Annotated in this window: 15 protein-coding genes and 1 tRNA gene; 13 read left to right on the plus strand and 3 right to left on the minus strand. The window is 71.1% G+C overall.

The features are described 5' to 3' along the window. Positions 1-21 precede the first annotated feature (21 nt). The 6 genes from ACFYYH_RS21760 to ACFYYH_RS21785 all read left to right on the plus strand — a co-directional run bounded on the left by ACFYYH_RS21760 (position 22) and on the right by ACFYYH_RS21785 (position 6602). Entirely contained in the window at positions 22-552 is a 531-nt protein-coding gene (locus tag ACFYYH_RS21760) for an MSMEG_0572/Sll0783 family nitrogen starvation response protein (RefSeq protein WP_388553388.1), read from the plus strand. Between the two features lie 10 nt (positions 553-562). Beyond that, positions 563-1681 carry an MSMEG_0568 family radical SAM protein gene (locus tag ACFYYH_RS21765; RefSeq protein ID WP_388553390.1) on the plus strand — a complete coding sequence of 373 codons (1119 nt, stop codon included), beginning with the start codon at positions 563-565 and terminating at the stop codon, positions 1679-1681. After that, complete coding sequence (locus ACFYYH_RS21770; RefSeq protein WP_388553392.1) at positions 1651-3324, plus strand: MSMEG_0567/sll0787 family protein; 1674 nt, start codon at positions 1651-1653, stop codon at positions 3322-3324. Before ACFYYH_RS21765 ends, ACFYYH_RS21770 begins: the two co-directional genes overlap by 31 nt. Further along, on the plus strand, positions 3321-4172 hold the full coding sequence (locus ACFYYH_RS21775; protein WP_388553395.1) for a carbon-nitrogen hydrolase family protein: 852 nt from the start codon (positions 3321-3323) through the stop codon (positions 4170-4172). Before ACFYYH_RS21770 ends, ACFYYH_RS21775 begins: the two co-directional genes overlap by 4 nt. A gap of 358 nt (positions 4173-4530) precedes the next feature. Beyond that, a complete protein-coding gene (locus ACFYYH_RS21780) occupies positions 4531-5514 on the plus strand; it encodes a carbon-nitrogen hydrolase family protein (protein ID WP_388553398.1) in 984 nt (327 codons plus the stop codon). After that, positions 5511-6602, plus strand: a complete 1092-nt coding sequence (locus tag ACFYYH_RS21785) for an MSMEG_0565 family glycosyltransferase (RefSeq protein ID WP_388553401.1) — start codon at positions 5511-5513, stop codon at positions 6600-6602. The genes ACFYYH_RS21780 and ACFYYH_RS21785 overlap by 4 nt, the downstream gene beginning before the upstream one ends. A 228-nt stretch (positions 6603-6830) precedes the next feature. Here the strand turns inward: ACFYYH_RS21785 and ACFYYH_RS21790 are convergent, their stop codons facing one another. Together ACFYYH_RS21790 and ACFYYH_RS21795 are read right to left on the minus strand one after the other, a co-directional pair. Beyond that, positions 6831-8492, minus strand: a complete 1662-nt coding sequence (locus tag ACFYYH_RS21790) for a CTP synthase (protein ID WP_388553404.1) — start codon at positions 8490-8492, stop codon at positions 6831-6833. Between the two features lie 46 nt (positions 8493-8538). Next, positions 8539-9540 carry an Lrp/AsnC family transcriptional regulator gene (locus tag ACFYYH_RS21795; protein WP_388553406.1) on the minus strand — a complete coding sequence of 334 codons (1002 nt, stop codon included), beginning with the start codon at positions 9538-9540 and terminating at the stop codon, positions 8539-8541. A 214-nt stretch (positions 9541-9754) separates the two neighbouring features. On the opposite strand from ACFYYH_RS21795, the gene ACFYYH_RS21800 reads away from it, so the two are divergent. The 5 genes from ACFYYH_RS21800 (at position 9755) to ACFYYH_RS21820 (ending at position 14143) form a co-directional block, all read left to right on the plus strand. Further along, positions 9755-10207: a flavin reductase family protein gene (locus ACFYYH_RS21800; RefSeq protein WP_388553409.1), complete on the plus strand. Its 453-nt coding sequence runs from the start codon at positions 9755-9757 to the stop codon at positions 10205-10207. 201 nt (positions 10208-10408) lie between these two features. After that, positions 10409-10975 (plus strand): nucleoside 2-deoxyribosyltransferase, encoded by a 567-nt coding sequence (locus ACFYYH_RS21805; protein ID WP_388553412.1) that lies wholly within the window; start codon positions 10409-10411, stop codon positions 10973-10975. A gap of 77 nt (positions 10976-11052) precedes the next feature. Continuing rightward, a complete protein-coding gene (locus ACFYYH_RS21810) occupies positions 11053-11946 on the plus strand; it encodes a dihydroorotate dehydrogenase (RefSeq protein WP_388553415.1) in 894 nt (297 codons plus the stop codon). Then, positions 11943-12833, plus strand: a complete 891-nt coding sequence (locus tag ACFYYH_RS21815; protein WP_388553417.1) for a creatininase family protein — start codon at positions 11943-11945, stop codon at positions 12831-12833. The genes ACFYYH_RS21810 and ACFYYH_RS21815 overlap by 4 nt, the downstream gene beginning before the upstream one ends. Beyond that, the gene (locus ACFYYH_RS21820) at positions 12830-14143 is read left to right on the plus strand and encodes an NtaA/DmoA family FMN-dependent monooxygenase (RefSeq protein WP_388553419.1); all 1314 of its coding nucleotides are present in this window, start codon (positions 12830-12832) and stop codon (positions 14141-14143) included. Before ACFYYH_RS21815 ends, ACFYYH_RS21820 begins: the two co-directional genes overlap by 4 nt. A 374-nt stretch (positions 14144-14517) precedes the next feature. Here the strand turns inward: ACFYYH_RS21820 and ACFYYH_RS21825 are convergent, their stop codons facing one another. After that, positions 14518-14886, minus strand: coding sequence for a winged helix-turn-helix transcriptional regulator (locus tag ACFYYH_RS21825; protein WP_388553420.1), 369 nt, complete (start codon positions 14884-14886; stop codon positions 14518-14520). 89 nt (positions 14887-14975) lie between these two features. Between ACFYYH_RS21825 and ACFYYH_RS21830 the strand changes: the two genes are divergently transcribed. Further along, positions 14976-16541 carry an MFS transporter gene (locus ACFYYH_RS21830; protein ID WP_388553423.1) on the plus strand — a complete coding sequence of 522 codons (1566 nt, stop codon included), beginning with the start codon at positions 14976-14978 and terminating at the stop codon, positions 16539-16541. 303 nt (positions 16542-16844) lie between these two features. After that, positions 16845-16917, plus strand: a tRNA-Arg gene (locus ACFYYH_RS21835). The last annotated feature ends 249 nt before the right edge of the window (positions 16918-17166 follow it).

Below are 17166 nucleotides of genomic sequence, written 5' to 3' on the forward strand. Positions count from 1 at the left end.
CGCCCGAGCAAGGAGACAGCAATGACCGAGACCGCCCCCACCACCGAGCTGACCGACGTCGAGCAGAAGTCCCTCACCGAGATCCCGCACCCCTCGCTCCCCGAGGGCTCCAGCATCTACGGCTCCACCAAGGTCTTCCCCGACTACCAGGCCGAGGACGGCGAGACCTACTTCACCCTCGTCCACGGCATCGCCCACGAGTCCTCGGTGTCCTTCGTCGCCGTGCTCCAGGCCACCCGCGCCCTGCGCAAGGGCTTCGAGGCCGCCATCTACTTCTACGGCCCCGGTTCGCTCAACTGTCTTGCCACGCGCGGCTTCCCGACCGTCGGCAACTCCGCCTTCCCCGGCGAGCACAACATCAACAACCAGCTCAAGACGTTCCTGGCCGAGGGCGGCAAGGTCTACTGCTGCCGCTTCGGCCTCTCCCTGCACGGCGCCCGTGAGGAGGACCTGATCGAGGGCGTCATCCCCACCCACCCCCTCGACGTCCAGGACGCGATCATCCACTACGCCCGCAAGGGCGCCATCATCAACTCCACCTACCAGCTCTGAGAGGTACGTCGTGAGCGTTGGCACCGGTACGACGAGTACCGCGACGAACACCGTGGTGGACGTGCGGATCATGACCCGCGCCGAACTCGCCCTGCACGGCATCCGTCAGGACGTCGAGGTCGAACGGCCGGACGGCGCGGGACCCAGCGACGACGGCCATGTCCTCGTCGACGGTGCCAACGCCGCGCTGCCCCGCAACCCCGCCAGCCCCTACACGGTCCGCGACGGCAGGGTCTGGCTCGGCGACGGAACCGGGACCCTCACCGACACGGGGCTCTCCCTCACCCCCGTACGACGGCCGAGGTTCTACGACCTGACGACGGCCGACGGCGTCCCGTACGAGCAGATCGCCCGTCTGCACGGCTCCGACGTGCTCGCCACGACCGTCGTACAGACCTGCGTCCGCTACGCCGAGTCCGACCGCTGCCGCTTCTGCACCATCGAGGAGTCCCTGCGCTCCGGGGCGACGGTCGCCGCCAAGACCCCGGCGCAGCTCGCCGAGGTCGCCGAGGCGGCGGTCCGGCTGGACGGCGTCCGGCAGATGGTCATGACCACCGGGACCACCGCGGGTCCCGACCGGGGCGCCCGCACGCTCGTACGGTCGGTCCGCGCGGTGCTCCAGGCGGTGCCCGACCTGCCCGTCCAGGTGCAGTGCGAACCGCCCGGCGATCTCTCCTGGATCCGCGCGCTGCGCGATGCCGGGGCGACGGCCGTCGGCATCCATGTCGAGTCGCTCGACGACGCGGTGCGCCGCCGCTGGATGCCCGGCAAGTCGACGGTGCCGATGGCCGAGTACGAGGCGGCGTGGGACGAGGCGGTGCGGGTCTTCGGCCCCAACCGTGTCTCCACGTATCTGCTCGTCGGCCTCGGCGAGGACCCGGACGAGCTGATCGCGGGCGCGGGACGGCTGATCGCCCGGGGTGTCTATCCGTTCGTCGTCCCGTTCCGCCCGATGCGCGGCACGCTCGCGGCCCGGGACGGGATCGGGGCGCCGGGCGCGGAGGTGCTGCGGTACGTCACCGAGGGCGTCGCGGAGAAGCTGCGCGCGGCCGGGATGAGCGGCGCCGACCAGAAGGCGGGCTGCGCGGCCTGCGGGGCGTGCAGCGTGCTGAAGACGGCGGGCGGGTGACGGCCGTGTACCTCGACGGATCCGCCGCTCCCCGGACGGACGGCCGCCCCGCCGGCCTCCCGGTCGACATCCTGGCGCTGCTCGGCGACCGCAGCACCCTGGCACGGCAGCCCGCCTTCCGTATCCAAGAGGCCCATTCGACGGGCGAGTTGTCCGACTACCGCCGGCTGCGCCGGGAGACCTTCGTCCACGAGCAGGGTCTCTTCACCGGCCATGACCTGGACGACCGGGACGCCGACGCCCGTACCGTCGTCCTGGTCGCCAAGGACCACGACGGCACGGTGGTGGGCGGCGTTCGCCTCGGACCGGTCGACGGCGGTCCCGACCTCGGCTGGTGGCAGGGCGGCCGTCTGGTCGTGGCCCGCCGGGCGCGCGGGCCGCACGGTATCGGCGCGGCGCTGGTCCGCGCGGCCTGCGCCCGTGCGGAGGCCGCGGGCGTCCTGCGGTTCGACGCGACCGTCCAGACCCGCAACGAGGCGCTCTTCCAGCGGCTCGGCTGGCGCTCCGTACGCGCGGTCACGGTCGCGGACGCGCCGCACACGCTGATGCGATGGCCGGTCGGACGGATCGCGGCACAGGTGGCGGCCACCAAGTCCGCGCTCGGACCGCTGCTCGCGGCCTTCCGCGGTGCGGCGGCCGGTGGCGACGGCGTATCGGGGGGCGCCCCGGCCGACCGCGACCAGGAACCGGCCGGCCGGCGCCGGGAACCGATCGGCGAGGGCCAGGAACCGGCCGACCGGAGCCGGGAACCGATCGGCCGGCGCCGGGAACCGATCGGCGGGGCCTCGTCCGGAAACGCGCGGAACGCGTCGGCGGCCCTCGGCGGCGCCGGATTCGTCGGCGACGACGGCGCCGCCGTCCCCGGCACGGACGTGATCGCCGCCTGCGACGCGATCGTGCCGTCCATGGTCGAACGGGATCCCGAGTGGGCGGGCTGGTGCTCGGTCCTCGTCAACGTCAACGACCTCGCGGCGATGGGCGCTTCACCGCTCGGGCTGCTCGACGCCGTGGGCGCGAAGGACGCCGCGCACGCCGCCCGGATCCTCACCGGACTCCGGCGGGCGGCGGAGGCGTACGGCGTACCGGTACTCGGCGGCCACACCCAGCTCGGCGTACCGGCCGCCCTGTCCGTGACCGCGCTGGGCCGCACGGACCGTCCGGTGCCCGGCGGCGGCGGACGGGCCGGGCACGCCGTACGGCTCACCGCGGACCTCGGCGGCGGCTGGCGCGAGGGCTACCGGGGCCGTCAGTGGGACTCGTCCACCCATCGCCGTACGGACGAACTCCGCGCGATGACCGGGGCGGTGGCCGCCGCCCGGCCCGCCGCGGCGAAGGACGTGTCGATGGCGGGGATCGCCGGGACCCTCGGCATGCTCGCCGAGGCGAGCGGCTGCGGCGCCGTGCTCGACATGGCCGCCGTACCCCGCCCGAGGGCCGCGGCCATGGGCGACTGGCTCACCTGCTTCCCCGGCTTCGCGATGCTCACCACGGACGCGCCGGGCGCCGCACCACTGCCCGCCGGGCCCGCCACGGGCGCGGTGTGCGGGGAGCTGACCACAGGACAGGGCGTCGGGCTGCGCTGGCCCGACGGAGAGATCACAGACGCGGTCGCCGGCCCGGTGACCGGAATGGGGACCGCATGAGCACGCTGCGTATGGCGGCCGTCGCCGCCGGGTTCGGCCGCGATCTCGAAGAGGACTTCGCCGTCGCCGAACGGCTGATCAAGGAGGCGAGGGCCGAGGGCGTACGGCTGCTCGCCCTGCCGGAGGCCTGTCTGGGCGGCTATCTGCTCAGCCTCGACAACGACACCGCGCTCGACGGGGGCCCGCCCGCGCTCGCCCCCGACGGCCCCGAGATCCGCCGGCTGGCGGCGCTCGCGGGTGAGCTGACCGTGGTCGCCGGTTACTGCGAGGCGGGTACGGACGGGCAGCGCTACAACAGCGTGGTCTGCGTGAACGGCGACGGGGTGCTGGGCAATCACCGCAAGGTCCACCAGCCGCTGGGCGAGGACGCCAGCTACGCGTCCGGCGACCGCTTCCACGCCTTCGACACACCGGTCGGCAGGATCGGCATGCTGATCTGCTACGACAAGGCCTTCCCCGAGTCCGCCCGCGCGCTGGCCCTGGACGGCGCCGAGATCGGCGTGGTCGTCTCCGCCTGGCCGGGCGCGCGCACCCATGCCACCACCGACCTCGTCAACGACCGCTGGAAACGCCGCTTCGACCTCTTCGACCGGGCCCGCGCCCTGGAGAACCAGATCGTGTGGATCTCCGCGAACCAGACCGGTACCTTCGGGTCGCTACGCTTCGTCGGCAGCGCCAAGGTCGTCGACCCCGGGGGCGAGATCCTCGCCGAGACCGGTGTCGAACCCGGCCTGGCGATCGCCGAACTCGACGTCGCCCAAGCCCTGGAGACCGCTCGCCGCGCCATGGGGCACCTGCGCGACCGGCGCCCGGAGACCTACACGTACGCAGGAGCGGTCAGCGCATGACGAAGACACCGCGGCGGCCGGCCGAGACACCGGACCGCCCGCGAAGAGAACAGCGAAGCGAACGAGGAGTGGTGAACGAGCGATGAGCACGCGCGTGAACCCGACGCAGAAAGCGCAGTGGCCGGGCGAGGAACGAGGCCGTCCGCGAAGCGAACGAGGAGCGGTGAACGAGCGATGAGCACGCGCGTGAACCCGACGCAGAAAGCGCAGTGGCCGGACGAGGAACGAGGCCGTCCGCGAAGCGAACGAGGAGCGGTGAGCGAGCGATGAGCACGCGCGTGAACCCGACGCAGAAAGCGCAGTGGCCGGACGAGGAACGAGGCCGTCCGCGAAGCGAACGAGGAGCGGTGAACGAGCGATGAGCACAGTCCGGATCGCGGCCGCCGCCGCCCACTTCGGCCGCGACCTGGAGTTCGACCTCGCCCGTATCGCCAAACTCATCGACGACGCGCGCCGCTCGGGCGCCGGGCTCCTCGTCCTGCCCGACGCCGCGCTCGGGGGCTATCTGGCCGATCTGCGCCACCCCGACCCCGAGGCGCTCCCCCCGGCCCTGAAGCCCGACGACCCGCGGATCCTCCGGGTGGCCAGGCTCGCCGCCGAGATGGTCGTCTGCGTCGGCTACTGCGAGGACGGCGGGGACGAGCGCTTCAACTCCGCCGTCTGTGTCAGCGGCGACGGCGTCCTCGGCCGCCACCGCAAGGTGCACCTGCCGGCCGGTGAGGTCGCCGCCTACGCGCCGGGTGACCGTTTCGCCGCCTTCGACACCCCCGTCGGCCGGATCGGCATGCTGATCGACTACGACAAGACGTTCCCCGAGTCCGCGCGCTCCCTGGCCCTGGACGGCGCCGAGATCCTCGCCTGCCTCTCCGCCTGGCCCACCAGCATCACCAACCGCGCCCCGCGTATGGCCCAGGACCGGCAGGCCAAGCTCTTCGACCTGTACGACCAGGCGCGCGCCGCCGAGAACCAGGTCGTCCTCGCCTCCTCCAACCAGACCGGCGCCATGGGCGGCATGCGCTTCCTCGGCCAGTCCAAGGTCGTCGGTCCTGGCGGCGACATCCTCGCCCGGACCTGGGCCAAGGCGGGCCTGGCCGTCGCCGAGGTCGACGTCGCGAACGAGATCGACCGCGCCCGGCGCGTCCTGCGCCACCTGGACGAGCGCCGCCCCGACGCGTACCGCCAGTGGAGAACGGCGGACGGCGCCCCGGAACCGTACGGGCACCGGAAGACCGGCGCGGAGAACCCGGCCCCGGAACCGTACGCACCGGGGCCCCGCTCCTCCCCCGAGCACGCGCCACCCACCGGGCACCGCCCCTCCCCCACCCGTGGGACTCCCCGATGAAGATCGCCCTGCTGAGCTACTCCACCAAGCCGCGCGGCGGCGTCGTGCACACGCTCGCGCTCGCGGAGGCGCTGGCCGCGGCCGGGGAGGACGTCACCGTCTGGTCGCTGGGGCGGGGCGGCGACTCCGGCTTCTTCCGCGAGGTCGCCCCGGACGTGCGCGTACGGATCGTGCCGTTCCCGGAGGGGCCGCGGGACGAGAGCGTCGGCGAGCGCATCCTGCGCTCCATCGCCACCCTGCGCGACGCCTTCGACCCGTCCCCGTACGACATCGTCCACGCCCAGGACTGCATCAGCGCCAACGCGGTGGGCCGCTGCGTCCGTACCGTCCACCACCTCGACCACTTCACCACGCCCGAACTCGCCGCCTGCCACGAACGGGCCATCGTCGAGCCGTACGCCCATATCTGCGTCTCCCGGTCGGTCGCGGACGAACTCGCCGAGGGCTGGGGCCTGGCGGCGGAGGTCATCCCCAACGGCGTGGCCCACGACCGCTTCGCCACCACCGAACCGGCGGCCCGCGACGCCTGGCGCGCCCGCCTGGGCCGCTATGTGCTCACCGTCGGCGGCATCGAACCCCGCAAGGGCTCCCTGGACCTCCTGGAGGCGTACGCGCTCCTGCGCGCCGACCACCCGGACGTACGGCTGGTGATCGCGGGCGGCGAGACCCTCTTCGACTACCGCGACTACCGCGCCCGCTGGGAGACCCGCGCCGCCGAACTGGGCGTCGAGCCGCTCGTACTGGGCCAGGTCCCCGACGACGACCTCCCCCCACTCGTCGCCGCCGCGGCCGTCTTCGCGTTCCCGTCCACCAAGGAGGGCTTCGGCCTGGCGGCGATGGAGGCCCTGGCCGCCGGGGTTCCCCTGGTCGTCCGCGACCTCCCGGTCCTGCGCGAGGTCTTCACCCCCGCGGCCCGCTTCGCCGACACCCCCCGCTCCCTGGCCGCCGAACTCGCCGCGGCCCTCACCCGCGACGACGCGGTACGCCGCGCGGCGGGCCGGTCCCTGGCCGCCCGCCACACCTGGCCCGCCGCGGCCCGGCACCACCTGGCCTTCTACCGCTCCCTGGACCACCCGCCCCCGCACTGACCGATCCTCCGGGCCGAACCCCCTGCCCGAACCCCCGAGCCGGACCCCCTGCCCGAACTCCCGAGCCGGACGCCCGAGCCGGACCCCCGGACGGAAAAGTGACGCGCGGCCACATAAAGACGGTCCATGTTCCCGGGCGGCCTGGGCCGCCGTCCCCGGCGGCCTGAGCAGTCCCCGCTGTCAGGGCTGAGCCGGCCCTCACCGTCAGCAGCGCCGTCAGCAACGCCGTCAGCAACGGACAGTGAGCCGTTCCACCGCCGCCTTCACCAGGCCCGTGAAGAGCGGGTGGGGGTGGGTGGGGCGGGAGCGGAGTTCCGGGTGGGCCTGGGTGGCGACCAGGTAGGGGTGGGTGTCGCGCGGGTACTCCACGTACTCGACGAGTTTGCCGTCGGGGGAGGTTCCCGAGAACTGGAGGCCGGCCTTCTTCTCCAGTTCCGCGCGGTAGGTGTTGTTGACCTCGTAGCGGTGCCGGTGGCGCTCCTCCACGTACTCCTCGCCGTCGTAGACCTCGCGGACGAGGGAGCCCTCGGCGAGTCTGGCGGGGTATATGCCCAGCCGCATCGTGCCTCCCATGTCGCCGTCGCCGAGGACGATGTCGAGCTGCTCGGCCATGGTGGAGATGACCGGGTGGCCGGTGGCGGAGTCGAACTCGGTGGAGTTGGCGTCCTGGATGCCGGCGAGGTTGCGGGCGGCCTCGATGACAACGCACTGTAAACCGAGGCAGAGGCCGAGCAGCGGGACGCGGTTCTCGCGGGCGTAGCGGATCGCGCCGACCTTGCCGAGGACGCCGCGGTCGCCGAAGCCGCCGGGGATACAGATCGCGTCCACGTCGGACAGTTGTGCGGCGGCGCCCTCCGCGGTCTTGCAGTCGTCCGAGGTGACCCACTTGATCTTCACTCGGGCCTTGTTGGCGAAGCCGCCGGCGCGCAGTGCCTCGGTGACCGAGAGATAGGCGTCGGGCAGGTCGATGTACTTGCCGACCAGGGCGAGGGTGATCTCGTGGTCGGGGTTGTGGACGCGGTCGAGCAGGTCGTCCCAGATCCGCCAGTCCACATCGCGGAACGGCAGATCCAGCTTGCGGACGACATAGGCGTCCAGGCCCTCGGTGTGCAGCACCTTGGGGATGTCGTAGATCGAACGGGCGTCCGGGCAGGCCACCACGGCGGCCTCGTCGACGTCGCACATCAGTGAGATCTTCCGCTTGATCGCGGTCGGCACCTCACGGTCGCAGCGCAGCACGATCGCGTCCGGCTGGACACCGATGTTGCGCAGGGCGGCCACGGAGTGCTGGGTGGGCTTGGTCTTCAGCTCACCGGAGGGGCCGATGTACGGCAGGAGCGAGATATGGACGACGAAGACGTTGTCGCGGCCGACCTCGTGGCGCACCTGGCGGACGGTCTCCAGGAACGGCAGCGACTCGATGTCGCCGACCGTGCCGCCGACCTCGGTGATCACGACGTCGACCTCGTCCGTGGCCATCCGGCGGATGCGGCGCTTGATCTCGTTGGTGATGTGCGGGATGACCTGCACGGTGTCGCCCAGGTACTCCCCGCGGCGCTCCTTGGCGATGACCTGGGAGTAGACCTGGCCGGTGGTGACATTGGCGGAGCCGTCGAGGTCCACGTCGAGGAAACGCTCGTAGTGGCCGATGTCCAGGTCGGTCTCGGCGCCGTCGTTGGTGACGAACACCTCGCCGTGCTGGAACGGGTTCATCGTGCCCGGGTCGACGTTCAGATACGGGTCGAGCTTCTGCATCACCACCCGCAGCCCGCGCGCCTTGAGCAGCATGCCGAGGCTGGAGGCCGTCAGGCCCTTCCCGAGCGAGGAAACGACACCCCCCGTGACGAAGATGTGCTTGGTCGTCGAGGAAGTCGAGAATCGGGTCGGCATGGCCAAGAGGGGGCTCCCGTGGTCGCGGTCTGGGGTGCGGTACGGCTCATGAGGGTGTGTCCTGGGGGACGGAGCCGTCCGCGGGCAGACGCCGGATGATGTCCGTGTCATAGGCGAGGATGTGTGGAAGCGCTCCGAGCGTGTCCACGACGAAGTCGTACAGGCCCGTCTCGTGCTCGACGCACACGTCCGCGAGCAGGTTGTGGCAGCCGGTCACGGCCGCGCAGATCCGTACGTCCGGACAGGCGGCCAGTGCGGAGCCGACTGTCTCGATGCCCGCGGGGTGCACCTTCAGCCGCATCCGCGCCTCCACCGGGCGGCCCAGCAGGGCCGGATCGACCGCCGTGCGCAGGTGCAGCACCCGGCGCTCCAGCAGCGAGGTGACCCGTCGTCCCGCGGTGGCCGTGGAGACGCCCAGCTCGCCACCGAGTTCGGTGAGGCTGATGCGCGCGTTCCTCATCAGGACGGCGGCGACGCGGGTGTCGGTGGGCGTGAGCTCGTACTGGTTCGCGAGACCGGGCAGAGGCTGGACAAGGCTCGCCCGCAAGCGCTTCTCCTCTTCCTCGGTCAGGACGGGGGCGTGCCACTCGGCCTCGCTCCGGAACGGGCGCAGCGTGACATGGGAGCTGCGCACGTCGATCTGGGGGAGGCCGGGAATGCCGTTCGTCGACAGGGAGTGCAGCAGCGACCGGGACTCCAGCAGCAGCTCGCACCAGAGGTGGCCGACCGCTCCCCCCACCGCGGCAACGTTAAGTACGTCGGTCCGGTTTGCCAATTCCCGAGCGACGCTTTTCAGGCAGCCCAGCGGAGCCTTCAGCCGCAGCCGGACGGTCGGGCCGAGTCCGCAGCGCAGGGGGTCGAACTCGGCCGTGCTGCGCATGGCGCCCGTGTCCAGGAGCCTCTGGAGGCGCCGGGCCACCGCCCGCTCGTGCTCACCGAGGATGCGTCCCACTTCCGCCACGCCGGCACGGGGGCTGATCTGGAGCGCGGCCACGATCCGCTGGTCAAGACCGTCGAGCACGTCGCCGGCGTCCGAATCATTCAGCATGGCCGCATGATGGCAGGATCTTTATCACGGGTGCCCACTCTCTTGTCGGAATCGTTCGACTCATGCAAACTATCGCCTCGTCACCAAAAGTGATGAGCGGTGAGCTTTTCGTATCCGTCCCGGCTGTACACGCCCGAGAGGACAGAGCTTGTTAGGCGAGAACATTTCCGCAGCAGTTCAGGATCACGTCACGCCTGACACGTTTCGATCCGTCATGGGGCAGTTTTGTTCCAGCGTCACGGTAGTCGCGGCCATGGGCCCCACGGGGCCCGTCGGATTCACCTGTCAGGCGTTCTCATCGCTCTCCCTCGACCCGCCCCGCATCACCCTGGGCGTCAGCCGCACCTCCACGAGCTGGCCCGTCATCAGGGACAGCGCGTCCTTCTGCGTCAACGTGCTGGCACAGTCCCAGCGCACGCTCAGCGAGCGGTTCGCGGTCTCCGGCGGCGACAAGTTCCACGGCGTCGCCTGGGATCCGTCGCTGGACGGTGCCCCGCGGCTGGCCGGCGCGACCGCGTGGATCGACTGCCGGCTGTACGCCGAGTACGACGGCGGCGACCACCTCGTGGTGATCGGTGACGTTCGCCGGCTGGAGGCTCCGGCCGAGCCGCGCGAACCCCTGCTCTACTACCGCGGCCGGTACGCGCGGCTCGCCGACGCCTCCTGACCGACACCCGCCACGACCCGCACGGCCGGCCGCCCGGCGTGCGGGCATCCGTTCCGCCCCCTCGATCGCCCACCGACGCGAGGGCCGCACGTCTGCGCGGGTGTCCACGGACACCCGTGCCCGCATGTCCCACCCGCACCACCCACCCGCACCACCCACCCGCACGACCCACCCCCTTACACACCATGGAGCGACACCGTCATGGAAACCACACTGGCCACGGGCGAAACATCCGCGAACCGGACCGGACTTCTCTCGGGACTCGACGTCTTCGTGGGCGGTCCGATTCAGCACGCCATCCTGGCGAAAGGTTTCGCCGGTGACTTACAGGACGCCATCACCACGGCCATCCGGACGGCCGAGGACAACGGAGCGAACATCTTCTCGGCCCACGTCGTCGAGAAGTTCGGCGCCGACACCGCCTCCTTCACCCCGGAGCAGGTCTCCGTACGCGACTTCCGCTGGATGAAGAAGTGCGACGTCTTCGTGCCGGTGCTGCCGCTGCTGGAGGACCAGACCCTGCGGCGCACGGACGGCACCCACGTCGAACTCGGCTGGGCCACCGCCCTCGGGCGCCCCATCGTCCTCATCACCAAGCAGCCCTTCGTCGAATCCGCGAGCCACCTCCTCAAGGGCCTGCACCGCGTGGGGGCCGTCCAGACCATCGACTTCGACGCCTTCACCGAGAAGCCGAGTCTCCTCATCGACGCCGTCCTCAGCGCCACCGAGCGGCAGCGCGAGGCGATCAGCGCCAGCCTCGTCGCCTAGGACGTGTTTCGAAACACGCCCCAGGCACCTCCCATCCCCGCAGAACACCCCTCCCATCTGCCGGACGGAGTCACGAAGTGAGCGACGTGTCGATTCTGGGCCTGACGCTGGCCAATCCCGTGATCGTCGGATCCGGGCTGCTGACGGATCAGGAACGCAACATACGGAAACTCTTGGCCAAGGGAGCCGGAGCTGTCGTCACCAAGACCATCCATCCCAGCCCGCCCCAGGGCCTCGACGAGCGGATCCTGCGTCTGCCCGTCGGCATGCTGAACAGCACCACCTACTCCAAGCGTCCGGTCAACCACTGGCTGAACGTGCTGCGTTCCTTCGCCGACGACCGGCTGCCCGTCATCGCCTCCCTGCACGCCGACTCCCCGGCCGAGCTGGCGGTTCTCGCCAAGGACGTCGAAGCGACCGGCTGCTCCGCGCTGGAGCTGGGCATCTCGTGCCTCAACGAGGAGGACGGCCTGGAGGACGACAACCCCGACCGGGTCTACGCCTACACCTCCGAGACCCGCGGCCGCACGACGCTGCCCCTCTCCGTCAAACTGGCCGTCGGCGAAGGGCTCCAGGACCGGGTGCGCGCCGCGATCGCCGGCGGAGCCGACGCCATCACCCTCAGCGACACCATCCCCGGCGCGGCCGTCGCGCCCGCGACCGGGCAACTGGAGCTGAACGGTGTCTTCGGCTACTCAGGCCCCGGCCTCAAGCCGCTGGTCCTCGCCGCCATCTGGCAGTTGCGCAAGCGGGGCATCGAGCTCCCCGTCATGGGCTGCGGCGGAGTGAGCGGCGGCCGGGACGTGGCCGACTACCTCAGCGTGGGAGCGAACGTGGCGCAGGTCTACACGGCGCTGCACACGGACATGTACGAGACGCTGGAACGCATCCTGGCGGAGACCCGGGACCTCGTCGGCCCACGCGCCGACGCCCCGCTCCCCGCCGAGGAGCCCAGGGGAGCGGTCGTATGACGAACGGTAGCGGTCGTATGACGAGCGGCAGCGGTCGTATGACGAACGGTCACTCCTCGGCTCCCCTGCTCACCGACCTGACCAGCGCCCAGGTCGCCGACGCCGTACGCGGCCGGACCGTCGTCTGGCCCATCGGCGCGATCGAGCAGCACGGTCCGCATCTGCCGCTCTCCGTCGACCTGATCCTGGCGGAGGCCTTCGCCGACGAGATCGCGAAGGAACTCGACGCGTTCACCCTGCCCGCGCAGGCGGTCGGCGCCCGGTCCCTGCCGCAGAGCGGCGGCGGGCTGTTCTTCCCCGGCACGGTGTACGTGGCGGGCGACACGCTCGTGCGGTTCCTGCGCGAGACGCTCTCCGCCCTGGCGGCGCTCCCCCTCGCCCGCCTCGTCGTGGTCAACGGGCACTACGAGAACGAACCGTTTCTCTTCGAGGCGCTGGACCAGGTGCGCGAGCAGGGACTGCTGGACGGCACGGAGGTCTTCGCGTTCAGCTGGTGGAGCCTGGTCCGGGACACCTGGACCGACGCGGAGATCCACGAGTTCCCCGGCTGGCACGCCGAGCACGCGGGCGTCACCGAGACCAGCCTCATGCTCCACCTGCGCCCCGACCTGGTGACCGACGAGCGCCCCGACCACGACAGTCCGCCCCGGGCGGGTGTGTATCTGCACCCGGTCGACGTCGGGCAGACCACCCACCGCGGTGTCCTCTCCTCGACCTCGGGATCGAGCGCCGGCATCGGGGAGAAGCTGCTGCGCCATGTCGTCGACGAGGCGACGGCCCTGGTGCGCGAGGGCGACGGACTGCTCTTCGCCAAGACCCGTCCGGACCGCCGCCGCCCGGGGCCGCGGCACGGACCCGCCGACCCGTCCGAAGGGGACCAGCCGTGACCCGGAAGTTCCATCTCGCCTGCATCTTCAACTTCACCCCGGACGACTGGCAGGGGCCTTTCGGCAACGGGGGCTCGCCCTGGGACGGCAAGTTCCACATGGAGGTGGCACAGGCTCTCGAACGCGCCTGCTTCGACTACGTGATCATCGAGGACAAGCTCATGGTCCCGGAGAGCTACGGCGGTTCCACCGAGCGGGCGCTGAAGCAGGGCATGGTCGTCCCCAAGCACGACCCGGTTCCGCTGGCCGCCGCGATGGGGGTGGTCACCTCGCACCTGGGGATCGTCGCCACCCTGTCGACGCTGGCGTATCCGCCGTTCATGACGGCGCGGCTCGCCTCGACGATGGACAGCCTGCTCGGCGGGCGCTTCGGCTGGAACATCGTCACCAGCGCCGAGGACCTGGCCGCGCGGAACTTCGGTCTGGAGAAACTGCCGTCACGCGACGCGCGCTACGCCATGGCCGACGAGTACGTCGACGTCGTCCGGCAGCTCTTCGCCTCCTGGGACGCGGACGCCGTCGTACTCGACCGGGAGAAGGGGATCTACGCCGACCACACCAAGGTCCGCCCGATCCACTTCAAGGGCGAGTACTTCAGCGTGCGCGGCCCGTTGAACACCGTGCCCTCCCCGCAGCACCGGCCCGCGTTCACGCAGGCCGGCGCCTCTCCGCGCGGCCGGGTCTTCGCCGCCCGCAACGCGGACTCGGTCATCGCCATCGCCAACGGTGTGACCGGGATGAAGCAGTTCCGCGACGACGTGCGCAAGCACGCCGAGGCGGCCGGGCGTGACCCCGACGACGTCAAGGTGCTGTTCTGCGTCACGCCCACGCTCGGCGACACCGAGCAGGACGCCCGGGACAAGTACCAGCGGATGATCTCCTCACCGCAGTTCATCCACGACATCCTCGCCGAGACGTCCGCGCTCACGGAGATCGACTTCGCCCAGTTCGACCTGGACAAGCCGTTGCCGTACCGGCTGGAGACCAACGGCGAACAGGGGTCGCTCGACCAGCTCCAGCAGTGGGGGAGCGGCAAGACCCTGCGGGAACTGGTGATGGACGCCGCCGGCGGGCTGGTCTCCTCGGTGGAGCTGACCGGCACGCCGGACCAGGTGGCCGAGCGGATGGGCGAGGTCATGGAGGAGGTCGGCGGCGACGGCTTCATGCTGACGACCCCGGTGCTGCGGCTCAACCGCCGCTGGGTCAGCGAGATCACCGACGGCCTGGTCCCCGCGCTGCAACGGCGCGGCCTCACCCGGACGACGTACACGCCGGGGCAGACGCTCCGGCAGAACCTCACGGAATTCTGACCCCGGGCCGTCGCGGATGACGTACACGACGCATCGGCCGATTCGGGACGGAACGGCTCGGGACCGGACGGCTCAGGGCGGAACGGCTCAGGACCGGACGGCTCGGGACCGGACGGCTCAGGACCCGCTGTTCCGGCAGGCGCACACCGTGGAAGGGCACGCCGGCGGACCAGTCTCCATCGGGATACGGGCGGCGGGACCCGCCGCCGGGCTCCTGAGCGGTTTCGAGGAGGACGGCGTCAAGCGTCAGTTCCTGGCGGACGTCGGCCGGTGCACGCCGCTCGTCGCGCACATCGGCAGACCCGCCCCGAGCGGTCCGCGCTCACGCGGCCCGTGTCTCGCGTACGACGCCGTGACACCGGCCCCCGCCCCGCTCACGCGGCAGGGCGGGGGCCGGCCGGCGGCTCCGCCCTGCGCACCGTCTCCTGGTACCAGCGGCCCCACTTGTCGAGCTGCTCCGTGATGGCGTCCAGGCTGTGCCCGACGTCGGTCAGCGTGTACTCGACCCGCGGCGGCACCTCCCGGTACACGGTCCTGGTGACCAGGCCGTCGGCCTCCAGCTCCCTCAGCTGACGGGTCAGCATGCGCTGCGTGATGGTCGGCAGCGCGCGCCTGAGTTCGCCGAAACGATGGGTTCCGGAGACGAGTTGCTTGAGAATCGCCATCTTCCAACGGCCCCCGAGAACCTCCATGGCGAACTCGATCGCGCAGTACTCCGGAGCCTCTTCCACGCTGGAACGCACAGCTGACCTCCATTGGTATACCGAATGGCAGTAGGGGACACGAAAGACCGTACTTGTAGCCCGTGTCGATACCTACCGAAACTGAGGCCATGTTGAAAAGGGACGCGTCCGCACCGGCGCGAGCGGCAGCGGAAACAGAACGGCCGGCGGGCTCGTCGCGACAACGGTGGCTGGTCCTGGCCGTGGTGTCGGGCAGCCTGCTGCTGTGCGGGATCGACCTCACCGTGCTGCATGTCGCCGTACCGAGCATGAGCCTCGATCTCCAGCCCAGCGCCGCCCAGTTGCTGTGGATCGTCGACGTGTACTCGCTGGCGCTCGCCGCCCTGCTGGTGACCTGCGGAACCCTGGGTGACCGCATCGGCAGGCGCCGGATGGTGCTGAGCGGCTTCTTCGCCTTCGGCCTCGCCTCGGCGGCATGCGCCTTCTCGACCTCGACGACCCAGCTCATCGCCGCCCGCGCGGCACTCGGCCTCGCCGCGGCCATGATCATGGCCTCGACGGTGGCGATCATCCGGGTCGTCTTCACGGACGACCGCGAACGGGCCTTCGCCATCGGGGTGTGGACCTCCGCGCACAGCGTGGGAGCGACGATCGGACCGCTGCTCGGCGGGCTGGTCGCCGAGCAGTGGGGCTGGAGCGCCGTCTTCCTGGTGAACATCCCCGTCATCGTCGTCATCCTCGCCGTCGGCGCCCGCGTCATCCCGGAGTCGAAGAACCCCGTCCCGCGCCGCTGGGACCTGGCCAGCGTGGTGCTGTCCGTGACCGGCCTGGCGGGCCTGGTGTACGCGCTCAAACAGGTCGGCGAGCACGCGGGCGTGGACACCGTGATCGTCGTCAGCGCCATCGGCGGCGCCGCGCTCCTGTACACCTTCGTCCGCCGCCAACGGCGCCTCGCGGAGCCGCTGCTGGACTTCTCGCTCTTCGGGGAGCGCCGCTTCACCACCGCCACCCTCTGCGTCATCGGCTGCTTCGGCAGCTATGTCGCCCTGCTGTTCTTCCTCACCCAGTGGCTGCAACAGGTCGGCGGGTACTCTCCGCTGAGCGCCGGACTCGCGCTGATGCCCCTGGCCGCCGCCAACGCCGTCGGCGCGATCACGGCCCCCTGGACGTCGAACCGCTGGGGCAACCGCTGGGCGCTCACCGGAGCGCTGACCCTCTTCGCCGTCGCGTACGCGGCCATCGCCGTCGTCGGCGACACCGCCCACTACGGCCTGCTCCTGCTGCCGCTGCTCGCCGCGGGCTACGGCGCCGGCATCGTCATGACGCTGGGCGCCGACTCCATCATGAGCGCCGCGCAGCCCGAGCGCTCCGGGGAGGCGGCGGCCATCCAGGAGACGTCCTTCGAACTCGGCGCCGGCCTCGGCGTGGCCGTCCTCGGCACCGTCCTGACCCTCGTCTACCGCACCGACCTGCCCGCGGTACCGGGCCTCGGACCGGACGAACGGGCCGCCGCGGGCGAGTCGTTCTCCACGGCCGAGGAGGTGATGACCCACCTGCCCGCCCCGACCGCGCACGCCGTCCTGAACGCGGCCCGCCAGGCATACGACCACGGCTTCACCGCGGTCGCCGGGATCGCGTCGATCGGCCTGGCGGCCACCGCGATCATGGCAGCGGTGCTGCTGCGACCCCAGGGAGCGTCGGAGAAAAGGGCCTGACCAGCTCCCAGCCCACCGAGCCGCACCAGACGCCCCCGCCCGCTGCCGGAGGAAGGTAAACGGCCACGTCAGAGACGCCTCGCCCCCCAGAGCGGAGCCTCCGCACGGCCAGGGCCAACCCTCCAGCGCCGAATCCGCTACCCTGTCTGAGGTCGGGAGGTCCACCGCCCCGCGCCTGCTCAACCGTCGCCCACAAAACGGTCAGGAGGCTACGGGCACGCCGCCTGACCTGGGACTTTGGTCTGACCGAGTACGGATAGCCCTCCGGGCTTCCAACAAGGTTTTCCACAAGCCCCGGCCTTCGCCTTCGTAGCTCAGGGGATAGAGCACCGCTCTCCTAAAGCGGGTGTCGCAGGTTCGAATCCTGCCGGGGGCACAGCAAAACACCAGGTCAGAGGCCCTTCCGTCCATCGGACGGGAGGGCCTTCGTACTCGCGGCACACATATGGCACACATGCGGCTGCGGGCAGAGGTGGGGAGCTGTGCGATATGCCCGCGAAGGACGAGCTGGCCCGGCGCCGGCACGAGAAGCTAGGACTTGTCCGGTCGATCATGTGACTGCTTCGTGTGCGGGTCGTTGGTGTGGGCATGGGGCGGGGTGATCTGAGCGATGCTGAGTGGGAGC

It is taken from the genome of Streptomyces sp. NPDC002018 (genome assembly GCF_042890865.1).
Taxonomy (GTDB): domain Bacteria; phylum Actinomycetota; class Actinomycetes; order Streptomycetales; family Streptomycetaceae; genus Streptomyces.